13 protein-coding genes are annotated in these 14,831 nt (G+C 42.8%); 2 read left to right on the top strand and 11 right to left on the bottom strand.

The window, feature by feature from the left end:
* Positions 1-372 precede the first annotated feature (372 nt).
* The 6 genes from HMPREF2926_RS06285 to HMPREF2926_RS06260 form a co-directional block, all read right to left on the bottom strand.
* A complete protein-coding gene (locus tag HMPREF2926_RS06285; protein WP_070586946.1) occupies positions 373-2,133 on the bottom strand; it encodes an ABC transporter ATP-binding protein in 1,761 nt (586 codons plus the stop codon).
* Positions 2,126-3,928, bottom strand: coding sequence for an ABC transporter ATP-binding protein (locus HMPREF2926_RS06280; RefSeq protein WP_070586945.1), 1,803 nt, complete (start codon positions 3,926-3,928; stop codon positions 2,126-2,128). The genes HMPREF2926_RS06285 and HMPREF2926_RS06280 overlap by 8 nt, the downstream gene beginning before the upstream one ends.
* Entirely contained in the window at positions 3,925-4,371 is a 447-nt protein-coding gene (locus HMPREF2926_RS06275; RefSeq protein WP_070586943.1) for a MarR family winged helix-turn-helix transcriptional regulator, read from the bottom strand. Before HMPREF2926_RS06275 ends, HMPREF2926_RS06280 begins: the two co-directional genes overlap by 4 nt.
* 135 nt (positions 4,372-4,506) lie before the next feature.
* Entirely contained in the window at positions 4,507-4,917 is a 411-nt protein-coding gene (locus tag HMPREF2926_RS06270) for a peptide deformylase (RefSeq protein WP_070586941.1), read from the bottom strand.
* 248 nt (positions 4,918-5,165) lie between these two features.
* A complete protein-coding gene (gene scrK / locus HMPREF2926_RS06265; RefSeq protein ID WP_049471832.1) occupies positions 5,166-6,065 on the bottom strand; it encodes a fructokinase ScrK in 900 nt (299 codons plus the stop codon).
* Between the two features lie 158 nt (positions 6,066-6,223).
* Positions 6,224-8,116, bottom strand: coding sequence for a sucrose-specific PTS transporter subunit IIBC (locus HMPREF2926_RS06260; RefSeq protein WP_003016963.1), 1,893 nt, complete (start codon positions 8,114-8,116; stop codon positions 6,224-6,226).
* A 378-nt stretch (positions 8,117-8,494) separates the two neighbouring features.
* Here HMPREF2926_RS06260 and HMPREF2926_RS06255 point away from each other — a divergent pair, with 378 nt between their 5' ends.
* Entirely contained in the window at positions 8,495-9,949 is a 1,455-nt protein-coding gene (locus HMPREF2926_RS06255) for a sucrose-6-phosphate hydrolase (RefSeq protein WP_070586939.1), read from the top strand.
* Entirely contained in the window at positions 9,930-10,895 is a 966-nt protein-coding gene (locus tag HMPREF2926_RS06250) for a LacI family DNA-binding transcriptional regulator (RefSeq protein WP_070586938.1), read from the top strand. The genes HMPREF2926_RS06255 and HMPREF2926_RS06250 overlap by 20 nt, the downstream gene beginning before the upstream one ends.
* A 224-nt stretch (positions 10,896-11,119) precedes the next feature.
* Here the strand turns inward: HMPREF2926_RS06250 and nusB are convergent, their stop codons facing one another.
* The 5 genes from nusB to HMPREF2926_RS06225 form a co-directional block, all read right to left on the bottom strand.
* Positions 11,120-11,551: a transcription antitermination factor NusB gene (nusB, locus tag HMPREF2926_RS06245; RefSeq protein ID WP_003008602.1), complete on the bottom strand. Its 432-nt coding sequence runs from the start codon at positions 11,549-11,551 to the stop codon at positions 11,120-11,122.
* The gene (locus HMPREF2926_RS06240; RefSeq protein WP_003005404.1) at positions 11,544-11,933 is read right to left on the bottom strand and encodes an Asp23/Gls24 family envelope stress response protein; all 390 of its coding nucleotides are present in this window, start codon (positions 11,931-11,933) and stop codon (positions 11,544-11,546) included. The genes nusB and HMPREF2926_RS06240 overlap by 8 nt, the downstream gene beginning before the upstream one ends.
* 36 nt (positions 11,934-11,969) lie before the next feature.
* Entirely contained in the window at positions 11,970-12,530 is a 561-nt protein-coding gene (gene efp, locus HMPREF2926_RS06235) for an elongation factor P (RefSeq protein ID WP_003005479.1), read from the bottom strand.
* A gap of 159 nt (positions 12,531-12,689) precedes the next feature.
* On the bottom strand, positions 12,690-13,796 hold the full coding sequence (locus HMPREF2926_RS06230; protein WP_070586937.1) for an SPFH domain-containing protein: 1,107 nt from the start codon (positions 13,794-13,796) through the stop codon (positions 12,690-12,692).
* 8 nt (positions 13,797-13,804) lie between these two features.
* A complete protein-coding gene (locus HMPREF2926_RS06225) occupies positions 13,805-14,788 on the bottom strand; it encodes a TIM44-like domain-containing protein (protein ID WP_003008610.1) in 984 nt (327 codons plus the stop codon).
* Positions 14,789-14,831 lie beyond the last annotated feature (43 nt).

Here is a 14,831-nt window from a genome sequence, read left to right as displayed (position 1 = left end):
GAATTACCGATTTCTGTCCCACTCTCATTTTTTCACTTTGTATGTTACGCCCTTTGTATCTTGTCGGAATTGCGACAGGACGAAGGTGGATCGATATTATCCACCTGAGGAGTTAGTGAGTCGTGTCGGCAAGGCACCATTGTGCTTGCCGTTACACGAATTGAACACGCCCTAAATGCTGGGTGAAAAACGCTAACTATACTAGCACTAACTTCCAGACACAGTAGCTGATTGAACTCTTCTCTCGCTTGATAAGCTCGGAAGAATTCTAATCAGCCTTGTGGGGGTAGGACGGCGAAGCGTCCACAATCGTATAGCTTCTGTCCTACTCCCTATTTTCACTGTGCATTTTACGGGCTTTGTATCTTGATTTCATGCCACTTCTTCTGTGAATTGACTATTGTAGAGATCGGCATAGAAGCCATTTTGGCTCATGAGCTCTTGGTGGTTACCCTGCTCGATAATATTTCCATCTTTCATCACGAGAATCAGATCCGCATTACGGATAGTGGACAAGCGATGGGCAATGACAAAGGAGGTCCGGCCTTCCATGAGTTTGTCCATGGCTTTTTGAATCAACTCTTCTGTACGGGTATCGACAGATGAGGTTGCTTCATCCAAGATGAGGAGCGGGGCATCCTTCAAGAGGGCACGCGCAATGGTCAAGAGTTGCTTTTGACCGACGGACAAGGTGACAGAATCATCTAGCACGGTGTCATAACCATTCGGCAAGGTCCGAATAAAGTGATGGACCCCAACAGCTCGTGTTGCTGCTTCCACCGCTTCGTCTGAAATATCCGTTTGATTGAAGACCAGGTTTTCTCGAATAGTCCCCTCAAATAGCCAGGTATCTTGCAAGACCATCGAAAAGGCATCATGAACTTCTTCTCGGCTCATGGCCTTAGTATCCACACCATCGATGGTAATTTTACCAGCTTGAATGTCGTAAAAACGCATCAAGAGATTGACCATGGTCGTCTTACCTGCACCTGTCGGACCAACAATGGCCACTTTTTGCCCCGGTTTGGCTTCAGCTGTAAAGTCATGGATAATAGTCTTGTCTGGTGAATAGCCAAAGCGAACATGCTCAAAGGTGACATGACCTTTTGGTGTTTCCAATTGACGTGTTTTTTGGGATTCGTCTTCCATTTCTTCTTCGTCTAAGAATTCAAAGACACGCCCCATAGCAGCACTGGCTGATTGCAATTGGGTAATTCCTTGGGCCATTTGACCAATTGGTTGGGTAAAGATGCGGACATAGGTCATAAAGGCCACAATGGTCCCGATGGTAATGTCTCCATTAATGGTGAGGACAGCCCCAACGATACAGACCATGACATAGCCGAAATTCCCTACAAACTGCATCAAGGGCATCATGATTCCAGAGAAGAATTGAGATTTCCACATGCTATGGTACAAATCTTGGTTGATGGCATCAAAATGATCTTTGGCTTGATGACGGCCATTATAGGAAATGACGACATTGTGTCCACTATAGATTTCTTCAACATAGCCTGAAACTTTGGCAAGATTATCTTGTTGCTGTTTAAACAAAGGCTGACTTTTGACCATAATGATGCTAGAAAGAGCAAAGCCTGCAAAGACGGAAAGGATAGCGGTCAAAGCTAAATGCCAGTCCGTCTTAAACATCATAAAGATGGAGCCAATCAATAAGACAATAGAGGAGACCATTTGAACCAAACTTTGGTTAAAGGATTGAGTCATCAAATCCACGTCATTGGTCACACGAGACAAGGTATCTCCTTGTTCATGGCTATCAAAATATTGGAGAGGTACACGATTGATCTTTTCAGCGATGGCATTGCGCAAGCGTTCTGCGAAGCGCTGAATCATCGTTGAGATAATGAAACTACTGCTGTAGGACACCAGTGCTCCAACTCCATAAAGGATGGCTAAAGTCAGGGCAATCGAAGTGATCTTGTCAATATCAATGGCTCCTCCCATCCCTTTTGTGATGGTATCCGTGATTTCTTTTAACTTATCCGGTCCAATAACCGTGATAATACTCGATACGATCGAAAAGAGGATAGCAACTAGGAAAAATAGGTGGAAGCCCTTCAAATAGGGAGAAAGTTGGCTCCAAAGGGACGATTCTTGTTTTGTTTTATGCATGTTCCAACTCCTCCTTAGACAATTGTGAATAGGCAATTTCTTGATAAACTTCATTGGTCGCAAGCAATTCTTTGTGGGTGCCTTGACCGACGACCTTCCCTTGATCCAAGACCAAAATCAAATCCGCATCCATAATGGTCGAAATCCGTTGGGCAACGATCAATTTGGTCGTATCTGCCAGCTCTTCTTTCAGGGCTTGGCGCAAGATACGATCCGTTTTGTAATCCAGGGCTGAGAAGGAATCATCAAAGATGAGGATCTCGGGCTTACGTGCAAGGGCACGCGCAATGGCCAAACGTTGACGTTGTCCTCCAGAGAAGTTGCTTCCTCCTTGCGCTACTTCTGTATCCAAACCTTTTTCTTTTGCGGCCACAAACTCTTTGGCTTGGGCCAATTCAAGAGCTTTCCAGATGGCTTCATCCTCTAATTTTCCTTGACTACTTTCTCCAAATTCCATATTGGAGCGAATAGTGCCGCTAAAGAGCACTGCTTTTTGGGGAATGTAGCCGACTTTATTATTCAGTTCTTGGTGGCTATAATTCTTGACATTGATGCCATCCACTAAGATCTTTCCTTCTGTTGCATCGTAAAAGCGCGGAATCAAGTTGACCAAAGTGGATTTCCCAGAACCGGTTGATCCGATGAAGGCAACGGTTTGTCCTTTCTGAGCTGAGAAGGTCACATGTTCAATCACTGCACGGGAAGTCCGTCCATATCGGAAGGAAACATCTTGAAATTCAACGGTACCCTCTTGGCCTGTTGTTTCTTTTGACTCACTTGGGAAGGCTACAGACGGCTCTAAAGCTAAGACCTGGTTGATTCGTTTGGCAGATACCAAGGCACGAGGAAGAATAATCAAGATGGCCACCATCATCATAAAGCCAATCACGACCTGCATGGCATAAGAGGAGAAGGTGATCATATCGGAGAAGACCTTGGTCCGATCTGCTAATGCAGGACTGGTGAGGATCTTTGTAGGATCTTTTGGCATGGCGATATCATTGATCAAGTGCGCCCCAATCCAGTAGATAGCCAGGGTCAACCCACTTGATACCACTGTCATGACCGGGTTCATCAAAGACATCAAACGATAAACAAAGAGATTTAGACGGGTTAAGCCCTTGTTTTCAGCCTGGAATTTCTCGTTTTGATAAGCTTCCGCATTGTAGGCGCGAACGACCCGCACCCCAGTCAAACTCTCCCGCGTCGTCGCATTCAAGGCATCGGTCAAACCTTGAACCTTTTGCTGGCGCGGAAAGGCAATAAGAACCAGAACAGAGAGAAGAATCAAGACCATCAAGACCGCTATCCCAACAGAAGTTGTCCAGGCACTGCTCTTCCCCCAAATCTTGGTCAAAGCCCAAATCGCCATAATGGGACCACGCGTCACAACTTGCATCCCCATGACAATCATGATTTGAAATTGAGTCAAATCGTTGGTCGTCCGGGTCAAGAGAGAAGGAACGGAGAATTTCTTGATCTCGGCATCAGAGTAATCCATCACTTGGTGAAAAATCTCTCCTCGAAGCCGCGTCGTAAAGCTGGCAGCGACTCTTGATGCTAAAAAGCCCACAAAAACTGCCATCAAAAAACTTCCAAAAGAGAAGAGCAACATCTTGCTTCCCGGATCCATAATATCAGAAACCTCGGTCCCATCCTTAGCTAAGAGGGTCGTGATATCGGATAAGTATTCAGGAGTCTTTAAATCCATCCAAACAGCCAGACAGATAAAGACCGTACTAAGGGCAATCATGCCCCATTCTTTGGCGGTTAACCGCCGAAACATATTGATCATTCCTCGCTCCTTTTTTTCATATTCTCATAAAATTGATGCATGACCTTGAAAAAGATGGCCAATTCTTCTTCTGATACACCAGCCATCATCCTCTGATCCACTTCCTCAAAGAATTGTTTCATGTCATTCAACTTGTTTTTCACACTGTCTGTTAGGTAGACATACTTGGCCCGTTTATCGGTCGGACTAGCCTCTAAATAAATAAAGCCATTTTTCTCCATCCGCTTGATCAGGTTACTGGTCACGGATTTTGAGATATGAAGTTCCTGCTCAACATCCCGAATCAAGGTCACTTTTCCCTCTTTTTCACGATGAGATAAGAAGCTCAATACCTGACCTTGGGGTCCTGCGCTAAATTCAAGCCCCCGCTTTTTGGCCTCTCTTTCTACCATGAGGTGAATGAGATGGCCGATCTTTTTAAATTCTAGTAAAGGTTTGTCCATCATTTCCTCCAAATAGTTCTCTTAAGAACTTTAAAGTTACTATGAGAACTATTTTAACACAAAAAAGATCCCTGTCAAGAAAAAGTTTCCATAAGAACTAAAAAAATGGAGCCGAATCGACTCCATCCTTCATCTTTAGATAATAATGCCTTCTAGATGATCCATTTCATGCTGACAGATCTGGGCTGGAAAACCTGTCAAATGAATTGTTTTTGCTTTCCAATTCACATCTCGATAGGTCACTGTCATCTCCTCATAACGAGTTGTTGGCCGACTCCCCACTAAAGATACACATCCTTCCTCTGTTTGATAAGGCTTTTTCTTTTCAAGGAGAACAGGATTAAACATGACTAGATTTTCATTTCCCATTCGAATGATAATCGCCCGTTTTTTCACCCCGATCATATTTGCCGCTAAACCAACACACTCAAGGAGATGAGCATTTAAGGTGTCCTGCAAATCCAAAGCCAAGGTGCGATCCTCAGGTGTCGCTTCTTCTGACTTTTGACCCAAGAATAAGACATCCTTTACAATATTCTTTTTCATTCCTTCCTCACTTCTTGATAGATAGACGAAAGAAGAGAGTGAGACAGAAATCGGTCATTCGTTAGAATTCGATTTCGTCGTCCCACCTCCGCACAGTTGAGTAGAGCTGTAAAAGCTGATGAAATCAGCGTAATAGAGCCTACTCAACCACTGCGTCCTACTCAACAATCCAAAAATCAATTGAGAGGCTAGGACTTTTGTCCCAGCCTCCTCGCTCTTGTTTCTAAACTCTAAGAGACAATTGCTTCTTATTTTTTAAGCTTCTCGCTCACTTCTTTTGCAAGAACAAAGTTCCCCAAGGTCGCTGAACCATTGCCGGCAACTGCAGGTGTCACAATATAATCTCTCACATCTGGTACAGGGAGGTAACCGTTTAAGAGGGCAGTAAATTTCGTGCGAACACGATCTAACATATGTTGTTGAGCCATGACTCCTCCTCCAAAGACAACGACGTCTGGGCGGAAGGTAACTGTCGCATTCACTGCTGCTTGTGCGATGTAGTAGGCTTGAATATCCCATACATTGCTGTTGAGTTCAATGTTTTCCCCACGAATACCTGTACGAGCTTCCAGACTAGGACCAGCCGCAAAGCCTTCCAAACAGCCATTGTGGAAAGGACAAACACCCTTGAATTCTTTTTCCACATCCATTGGGTGTTGAGCCACATAGTAGTGTCCCATTTCTGGGTGTCCAGCTCCCCCGATAAACTCACCACGTTGGATGACACCAGCTCCGATCCCAGTTCCGATTGTATAGTAAACCAAGTTTTCGATGTGGCCACCCGCGTTATTGCGCGCCACCACTTCTCCATAGGCAGAGCTATTCACATCTGTCGTGAAATAGATAGGTACATTCAAGGCACGACGGAAAGCTCCAACGATATCTACATTGGCCCAATTTGGTTTTGGAGTCGTTGTGATGAAACCATAAGTGTTTGAATTTGGATCGATATCAATTGGTCCAAATGATCCAATCGCAAGCCCAACTAGATCCTCAAATTTTGAGAAAAATTCAATACACTTATCAATCGTCTCAATTGGCTTGGTTGTTGGAAATTGTACTTTTTCCACAACATTATAGTTTTCATCACCAACTGCACAAACAAATTTTGTACCGCCAGCTTCCAAACTTCCATATAATTTTGTCATGTTGGCTCCTTTTTTATTATGAAAAATATCCTGTATTTATTATAGCATATTTTGTAGTCAATCTTTTTCTCTTCTCTAAAGAAAAAACACACTTTTTTTGAGAAATAAAATTCAAGGACTGGAGATGATAGACCAGTCCTTGAGAACTTATTTTTCGATTAAGCTTTGACTTCGATGATCGCATCACCCTTCGCAACAGATCCAGTTGCAACAGGTGTGACAGAAGCAAAGTCAGCTGTGTTAGTGACGATCACCATAGTTGTGTCTTCAAGACCAGCTGCGGCAATTTTCGCTGCATCAAATGTACCAAGGACTTCACCAGCTTTGACTTTATCGCCTTGAGCTACTTTTTGATCAAATCCTTCACCATTCATTGATACTGTATCAATCCCAACGTGGATCAAGATTTCAGCACCATTAGCTGTTTTCAAACCGTAAGCATGTCCAGTCGCAAAAGCAATAGTTACTTCCGCATCTGCTGGTGCATAGACAACGCCTTCAGTTGGTTTGATAGCAATCCCTTGTCCCATCGCTCCACTTGAGAAGACAGGATCATTCACATCAGCAAGCGCTACAGCACTACCAACGATAGGTGAGATGATCGTTTCATCTTGAAGAGATGCAGGAACATTTCCAGTTGTTTCTTCTTCAACCAGACGTTCAGTTGTCGCATTTTCAGAAGCAACCACAGGAGCTTCATCTTCATAACCAAACATGTAAGTCAATGCAAATCCAAGCGCAAATGAAACTGCTACCATAAGCAAATATTGAGCAAGTTGACCATTACCAATATAAAGCATTGTACCAGGAATGATAGTGATACCATTACCTGTTCCAGCAAGTCCAAGGAGAGATGCCAATCCACCACCGATTGCACCTGCGATCAATGAAAGGAAGAATGGTTTACGGAAACGCAAGTTAACCCCGAAGATAGCAGGCTCAGTGATACCGAGGAAGGCAGAAAGTGCTGCTGGGAAAGCTAAAGCTTTCAATTTTGCATTTTTAGTTTTCACAGCTACTGCAACTGTCGCAGCACCTTGGGCTGTCATTGCTGCAGTAATGATCGCATTAAACGGATTAGCATGATCGGCTGCTAACAATTGAACTTCAAGCAAGTTAAAGATATGGTGGACACCAGATACGACAATCAATTGGTGAACTCCACCAATGAGCAATCCACCAAGACCAAATGGCAAGTTAAGAATTGCTTTTGTACCAATTAAGATATACGTTTCAACTACGTGGAAAACTGGTCCAATAACGAATAATCCAAGAATTGACATCACGAAGAGTGTCACAAAAGGAGTCACCAAAAGATCTAATACATCCGGAACTACTTTTCGAAGTGATTTTTCAAATTTTGCACCAAGAACCCCGATAATGAAGGCTGGAAGAACAGACCCTTGCAAACCTACAACCGGAACGAAGCCAAAGAATTTCATGGCAGTCACTTCACCACCACTAGCAACAGCCCAAGCATTTGGAAGTGAACCCGAAACAAGCATCATACCAAGTACAATACCCACTGCCGGATTTCCACCAAATACACGGAAAGTTGACCAAACAACAAGACCAGGCAAGATAATAAAGGCTGTATCTGTTAAAATTTGGGTGTAAGTTGTGATATCTTCTGGAAGAGTCACACCAAGGGCATTCACTAAACCACGGACACCCATGAAAAGACCAGTCGCAACAATAACTGGAATAATTGGTACAAAGACATCACCGAAAGTACGGATCGCGCGTTGGAACCAATTCCCTTGTTTAGCTGCTTCAGCTTTCATCTCAGCCTTAGTTGAGGTTGGTAATCCAAGAGCTACGACTTCATCGTAAATCTTGTTTACAGTACCAGTACCAAAGATAATTTGGTATTGACCTGAGTTAAAGAAAGCACCTTGTACTTTTTCGATATTCTCAACAACATCTTTGTTGATTTTTGATTCATCTTTTACCATCACGCGAAGACGAGTCGCACAGTGAGCAACACTGCTAACGTTCTCAACCCCACCGATTGCATCGATGACCTGCTTTGCAATTTCTGTATTTGACATTTTGCAAAAATCTCCTTATTTTTTGTAATGTAAACGGTTAAATCGTTTCTACGTTTTTAATTGTACCACGTATTGAAAATATGTCAAGCGTTTTGCAGGATTTTTTTGAAACTTTTTAAACTATTTTGACAGCTTTTGATAGGATGTAAGAATTTTCATTCACATAATCGCTTTAGTGGCGCTATCAAAGGGTCCTTCCTAGTTTTTTCACTTTCAAAAACTTTCATATTTTCATTCGTTTTCATTTTTAATCCTCTTTAAAACTCCTTCTTGCAGGTGTCAAGCGTTTGATATTTTTAGCTGTTTTTTCCATTTATCACTTGCATTTTTAATGGGAAATCTGTACTATGGAAGTAAGAAAAAATTCGGAGGAATAAAATGGAATGGACAACTGAACGTCGTTACCGACGTTACGAAGACTGGACAAGGGAGGAAAAGCAAGCCATCCAAGATCTTATGGCGAAATCTCCTTGGCATACACACTATCATGTTGAGCCAAAAGCTGGTCTCTTAAATGATCCTAACGGTTTTTCCTACTTTGATGGAAAATGGATCTTGTTTTACCAAAATTTCCCATTTGGTGCAGCCCATGGGTTAAAATCATGGGTACAAACAGAAAGTGAAGACTTGGTTCATTTCAAAGAAACTGGGGTAACGCTTCTTCCAGACACAGATCTGGATAGCCACGGAACTTATTCTGGTTCTGCTATGCAGTTTGATGACAAACTTTTCTTATTCTATACTGGAAATGTTCGTGATGCTGAATGGGTCCGTCATCCCTACCAAGTCGGTGCTTTGATGGACAAAGAAGGAAATATTGAAAAAATTGACAAAATCTTGATTGATCAACCGGCTGACTCCACTGATCACTTCCGTGACCCACAGATTTTTATCTTTAAAGATCAATACTACGCCATCGTTGGCGGGCAAGACCTTGAGAAGAAAGGATTCATCCGTCTCTACAAGGCTGTAGATAACGACTATACCAACTGGGTTGCAGTCGGTGACTTGGATTTTGCAAACGATCGGACAGCTTATATGATGGAATGTCCCAACCTAGTCTTTGTTGGAGACCAACCCGTTCTCCTCTACTGTCCTCAAGGCTTAGATAAATCGGTCCTCGATTATGACAATATCTATCCAAATATGTACAAGATCGGGGCAAGCTTTGACCCAGAAAAGGCCAAAATGGTTGGTGTATCTGAATTGCATAATCTCGACTATGGTTTTGAAGCCTATGCGACTCAAGGATTTAATGCACCCGATGGACGTGCCTATACTGTTAGTTGGCTAGGTCTTCCAGACGTTTCTTATCCAACAGATTCCTATGACTACCAAGGAGCTCTCTCACTGGTCAAAGAATTAACCATCAAAGATGGCAAGCTCTACCAATACCCAGTTGAAGCCGTTAAGGACTTGCGCGCTGAGAGTGAGGCATTTGCCAACAAGGCACAAACCAATAACTGCTATGAATTGGAATTGCAGTTTGAAAAGGATAGCCAGAACGAAATCGTCCTCTTTGCAGACGCAGAAGGAAAGGGCTTAGTTCTCACATTTGATCTGGCTAAAGGATTGGTCACAGTGGATCGTAGCCAGGTTGGTGAGCAATATGCCCAAGAATTCGGTACGAGCCGTAGCTGCCCAATCGCTAACCAAGCGACAACCGCTAATATTTTCATTGACAATTCGATTTTTGAAATCTTTATTAATAAAGGAGAAAAAGTATTTTCTGGTCGGGTCTACCCACATGCAGATCAAAATGGAATCTTGATCAAGTCTGGAACCCCTACTGGAACTTACTACGAACTTGATTATGGTCGCAAAGCTAACTGATGTCGCTAAACTCGCCGGTGTCAGCCCTACTACTGTCTCACGGGTTATCAATAAAAAAGGATACCTGTCTGAAAAAACAATCCAAAAAGTCCAAGAAGCCATGCGAGAATTGGGCTATAAACCTAACAATGTTGCTCGTAGCCTCCAAGGAAAATCAGCCAAGTTAGTCGGCTTGATCTTTCCCAACATCAGCAATGTTTTCTATGCTGAATTAATCGACAAACTAGAGCACCAACTCTTCAAACATGGCTATAAAACCATCATCTGCAATAGTGAGCACGACTCCGAGAAAGAGCGCGAATACATTGAAATGTTGGAGGCCAACCAGGTAGATGGCATCATTTCAGGAAGTCATAATTTGGGCATTGAAGATTACAACCGGGTAACTGCTCCTATCATTGCTTTTGACCGCAACCTCTCCCCAGAAATTCCGGTTGTTTCTTCAGACAACTACGCTGGTGGAGTTTTAGCAGCAGAAACCCTGGTCAAAAGTGGTGCTAAAAAGATCATCATGATCACAGGTAATGACAACTCTAACTCCCCAACTGGCTTGCGTCATGCGGGATTTGCATCAGTTTTACCTGAGTCCATGATCATCAATGTTTCCAGTGATTTCTCCCCTATTCGCAAAGAAATGGAAATCAAACAGATCTTAACCCAGCAAAAACCAGATGCTATCTTTGCCTCCGATGATTTGACGGCGATCTTGATCATGAAAGTCGCTAGAGAATTAGATATTCAGATTCCTCAGGATTTGAAAGTGATTGGTTATGATGGAACCCAGTTCATCGAGACCTATACACCTGAACTGACAACCATCCAACAACCCCTCAAAGACATTGCTATCCTCATGGTGGATCTTTTACTCCAAAAGATCGAAGGAAAAAAAGTAGCGACTACCGGTTATTTCTTGCCCGTTAGTCTCCACTCTGGAAAAAGTGTCTAAAACGACCCCTACAGTTCTATTACTGTAGGGGTTGTTATTCGTCAAAAAAAGGCTGGACAAAAACTGTCTAGCCTTTTATATTTAATAGAAATAACTGTATGACGCAGTGGTTGATTGGCATCTTTGTTCGCCTTTTAAGCTCCAAAGATGACCTAATCAACTGTGCGGGGGTGGGAAAACGAACTCTTTTAACTAGTTGGAGTTCTTTCCCACTCCCTTTTTACTTATTCTTCTGTCACAAATTGACTGAGGACACCATTGACAAATCGTGAAGAGGTTTCATCCGAAAAGGCCTTGGCCAATTCCACCGCTTCATTGACTGCGACGATCTGTGGTGTATCAAACTCTGTCATTTCATAAATTCCCAGACGAAGGATATTTTTCTCTACCAAGGTCAAGCGCTCAACAGTCCAGCCGGTTTTCAAATGTTGACCGATTTGTTGGTCTAGTTGATCTTTTGACTGATAGACACCCGTCACGAGATTCATGAGAAAGGCAGGAAGATCGACTTCTTTGTCTTCTGCTAGGTCCTTGTCATGTAGATAAGCAAAGCGACAAGCTTCAACAATGTCTCCATCGTATTCCAAGGCCATCAAGGCTTGGAAGGCGCGCTCACGCAAATCTCGACGTGATTCTAATAAAATTTCATCAGTCATTGAGGAAGTCCTCATTAAACAAGTCTTTCAAGTCTGGTTTTGGAGATTTTTCCGTTGCGATACCGACAACGTGAATGTTGACAGCATCCAAGGTTACATCTGCCATATCATAAACTGCTGACTTGACCGCTTTTTGAATGGCTACAGCGACAGATGGTACAGCCACTCCGTATTCTAAATAGAGATAGATGTCTACTGAAACTTGACCATCTTCTTCTGTATGAAGGTAGACGCCACGTCCAAGGGAGCGTTTGGATAAGCTATCTGAAACACTCTTGTTTTCAAGCGAATAGACACCCTCTACTTTTGCTGTCGCAATCGCAATAATTTTTTCTAATACACGTGGTGCAATAACGATGTCACCAAATTGTTCAGTTGCCATAGAAGTTCCTTTCTATTTGACACCCTGAGATGTCTCTTATGCACGAGAAACGTAAGTTCCTTCAGTAGTGTTAATGACCAATTTTTGTCCAGCTTCGATGAAGTCAGGAACGTTTACGACCAAACCAGTTTCCATTGTAGCAGGTTTTCCAGAACCAGTCACTGTAGCACCTTTGATAGATGGTTGAGTTTCTGCAACAGTCAATTCAACAGTTGTAGGAACTGTTACACCGATGACTTCGCTTCCGTAGAATTGAATTTTTACTTCTGAGTTTTCAAGGATATAAAGCAATTCTTGTTCTACATTCACAACTGGAATTTCATATTGGTCATATGTTTCAGTGTTCATGAAGTAGGCTGTATCATCCATTTTGTACAAGTATTGAGCTGGGACAGTTTCGATAATTGCTTGTTCAAATTTTTCTTCTGGACGGTAGCTTGTATCAAATGTTGAACCAGTACGGACATCACGCAATTTCATACGCATGATAGTGTTTCCTTTACCTGGTTTGTGGTGGCTAGCTTCCAAAACGCGGATCAATTTTCCGTCAGCTGTTTCAAAAGTCATACCAGCTTTCAATTTACTTGCTTCGATCATGTTTTATTACCTCTTTTTTAAAAATAGATTACTCTTTATTGTAACACACTATTTGATTTTTCTCAAACAGCAATTTTCTCTTTTTAGGAAGGCTAGAAGGTGGAGAGCGATTGCAGGAACGAGTCCTTAGAATCTCTATAACTCCATCTTCACTATTCCTTATTGGTCCACAGGCACAATATTGCCATCAGCATCTTTGGTGACATGGACATACTTTCCATCTACTTCAATGTAGAAGGTATGAGGCTTGTCTTGAGCTGGAGAGGCTTGTTTTTGAAGGTCACTGCCAAGGGCTTGACCCAAGTTCATCCCCATGATCATGTTCATGCCATTGCCACCTTCATTTTTAGCAGCTGCCACCAAGGCTTCATTGCGAGCACGACGTTCTTCGATTTCAATGGTATTGTACTTCATCGCTGCCAATTCACTGTCCAGTTTATTGACCTTGGCCATACTGTCTGCATCGTAGCTCAAATCTTCGATGAGGACATTGGTTAATTCGATACCATATAATTCTGTCCACGTTTTATTGACTTCGCGTTTTGCTACTTCATTGAAGACGTCTTGGTCCGCATTGATATTGTAAATATCCGCCTTATTTTCAGCCGTATATTTTGAAATGGCCACTGCAATTTTTGGTGCCAGATTTTGGCGCAAGGTGCCCTGAGCCACATCTTCCAAGGTAAACGGCTTATCTGCAGTGATTTGGCGACTAACTGCACTGATGTAAAAGAGTACAGGATCTGCTACTTTAACATCATAAAGACCATAAAAACGAATGCTAAGAAGTTGTTGGTAACGGTCGCTAAAGTACTCGACTGGATTTTGAGTGCCAAATTTATTTCCTGTAAAAGGTTGCATCCGCACAAAAATAATTTCTTGTTGGGTGACCACTTGGCCTCCAAATGAGAAACGATTCTTGAACTGATCCCACGTTCCTTTAACGCCCCCCTTTTCAAACAACCAGGCATTTTCACCGGCTTGCCATTCGTGGCTTCCTGCTTCTAGAAGGTCTCCTAGAAAAGTTCCATTATTGACCAAGAGAGCAACATAGCCTTGAGGAACAATGACAACAGAGCCATCTGTCAATAGACCTGTATTTTGGTTGCTCTGGCGAGAGCGCCCATCTGGATCTTTGGTCAAGAGCTGTCCCTTAATGGCCAAAGCTGTTGCTGGAACAGCTTCTGGCAAGGTAATGGCTTCCTTAAATTTACTATCTTGAAAACTTGAAATGCCCGCTGAAAGGGCTGCTTTAATAAATCCCATACATTCTCCTATCTGTAGAATTCAATTTCATCCACAACTTCGTAGACATCCAAGACCCAATCTTTTGGATTGTGCTTCAAGGATGCTTGGCAATATTCACACTTGTCGATTGAATCAATCGTCAATGGCGCACCACAGTTCGGACAATGATCACTAACGACTTCTGAATTCTTAATGATCTCTGTCTGAGCTCCATGTTCACGGAGGAAGACCATGCGGTAAACGGTAAAGAGATCTTTGGTTGGATCCCCTTCGATCACACGGCCCGTTTCATCATTTCGGATGTAATCTCTCATCGTCGATGACAGAATGACTTCGATGCGGTCATTACCTTCTGGATTTTCGATAAAGTCTTTGATCTTTGAATCTTCCACACGCACGCGCTCTAGAACATTGGTTGTTTTGGCACGAATATGTTCTTGTAACTGCGTCAAGTGCTGCTCATAAAGACTCGTACTTTCTAAATTCCGTACGGAATTCCAATCTTTTTCTGTCCAAGCAGACTGCAATTGAAGATAAACCAGCTTGACTTGCGACAAGAAGCGGTCTTCATCAAACATTGGATCCAGTTTACGGATGCGGCGAATCGCTTCATAGTTGTTTTCAATTGGTCGACCGGCCCGCTCTTCGGTTGTCCGTTTTGGACCACTATTTGAAGAGAATGATTCATCACTATCATTAGCCTCTTTTGCAATATTATAGATAAATCCAATCAATCCAACGATAGCAAAAACTGCCACTACACCACCAGAGTCTGTTCCAGAACTAGAACTGTAGCTACTGGATCCACCAGACCAGCTGCTGCCACCAGACCAACTACTTCCGCCATCGGACCAGCTACTGCCACTATCGGACCAACTGCTACCACCACCTGAATCAATCAAGCTACTGCCACCACTATCTGTATTACCAACACCAGCATGGGCAGAAGGAGCAAATACAAATAGCAGGACTACTAGAAGAATTCCAACTATTACACTTCGTTTTTTCATAGGCCTCTTTTCTTATCTTTGTTTGTTACACAGGGGTTAAGAA

Origin of the sequence: Streptococcus sp. HMSC078D09, from assembly GCF_001813675.1 — a bacterium.
Classification (GTDB): Bacteria; Bacillota; Bacilli; order Lactobacillales; family Streptococcaceae; genus Streptococcus.
Note: the sequence above shows the minus strand (reverse complement) of the source record. Positions and strands in the feature narration are given on the sequence as shown.

Coding starts and splice junctions, on each gene's coding strand:
- HMPREF2926_RS06285 (WP_070586946.1), bottom strand. CDS start 2,133: ATGCATAAAACAAAACAAGAATCGTCCCTTTGGAGCCAACTTTCTCCC.
- HMPREF2926_RS06280 (WP_070586945.1), bottom strand. CDS start 3,928: ATGATCAATATGTTTCGGCGGTTAACCGCCAAAGAATGGGGCATGATT.
- HMPREF2926_RS06275 (WP_070586943.1), bottom strand. CDS start 4,371: ATGGACAAACCTTTACTAGAATTTAAAAAGATCGGCCATCTCATTCAC.
- HMPREF2926_RS06270 (WP_070586941.1), bottom strand. CDS start 4,917: ATGAAAAAGAATATTGTAAAGGATGTCTTATTCTTGGGTCAAAAGTCA.
- scrK (WP_049471832.1), bottom strand. CDS start 6,065: ATGACAAAATTATATGGAAGTTTGGAAGCTGGCGGTACAAAATTTGTT.
- HMPREF2926_RS06260 (WP_003016963.1), bottom strand. CDS start 8,116: ATGTCAAATACAGAAATTGCAAAGCAGGTCATCGATGCAATCGGTGGG.
- HMPREF2926_RS06255 (WP_070586939.1), top strand. CDS start 8,495: ATGGAATGGACAACTGAACGTCGTTACCGACGTTACGAAGACTGGACA.
- HMPREF2926_RS06250 (WP_070586938.1), top strand. CDS start 9,930: ATGGTCGCAAAGCTAACTGATGTCGCTAAACTCGCCGGTGTCAGCCCT.
- nusB (WP_003008602.1), bottom strand. CDS start 11,551: ATGACTGATGAAATTTTATTAGAATCACGTCGAGATTTGCGTGAGCGC.
- HMPREF2926_RS06240 (WP_003005404.1), bottom strand. CDS start 11,933: ATGGCAACTGAACAATTTGGTGACATCGTTATTGCACCACGTGTATTA.
- efp (WP_003005479.1), bottom strand. CDS start 12,530: ATGATCGAAGCAAGTAAATTGAAAGCTGGTATGACTTTTGAAACAGCT.
- HMPREF2926_RS06230 (WP_070586937.1), bottom strand. CDS start 13,796: ATGGGATTTATTAAAGCAGCCCTTTCAGCGGGCATTTCAAGTTTTCAA.
- HMPREF2926_RS06225 (WP_003008610.1), bottom strand. CDS start 14,788: ATGAAAAAACGAAGTGTAATAGTTGGAATTCTTCTAGTAGTCCTGCTA.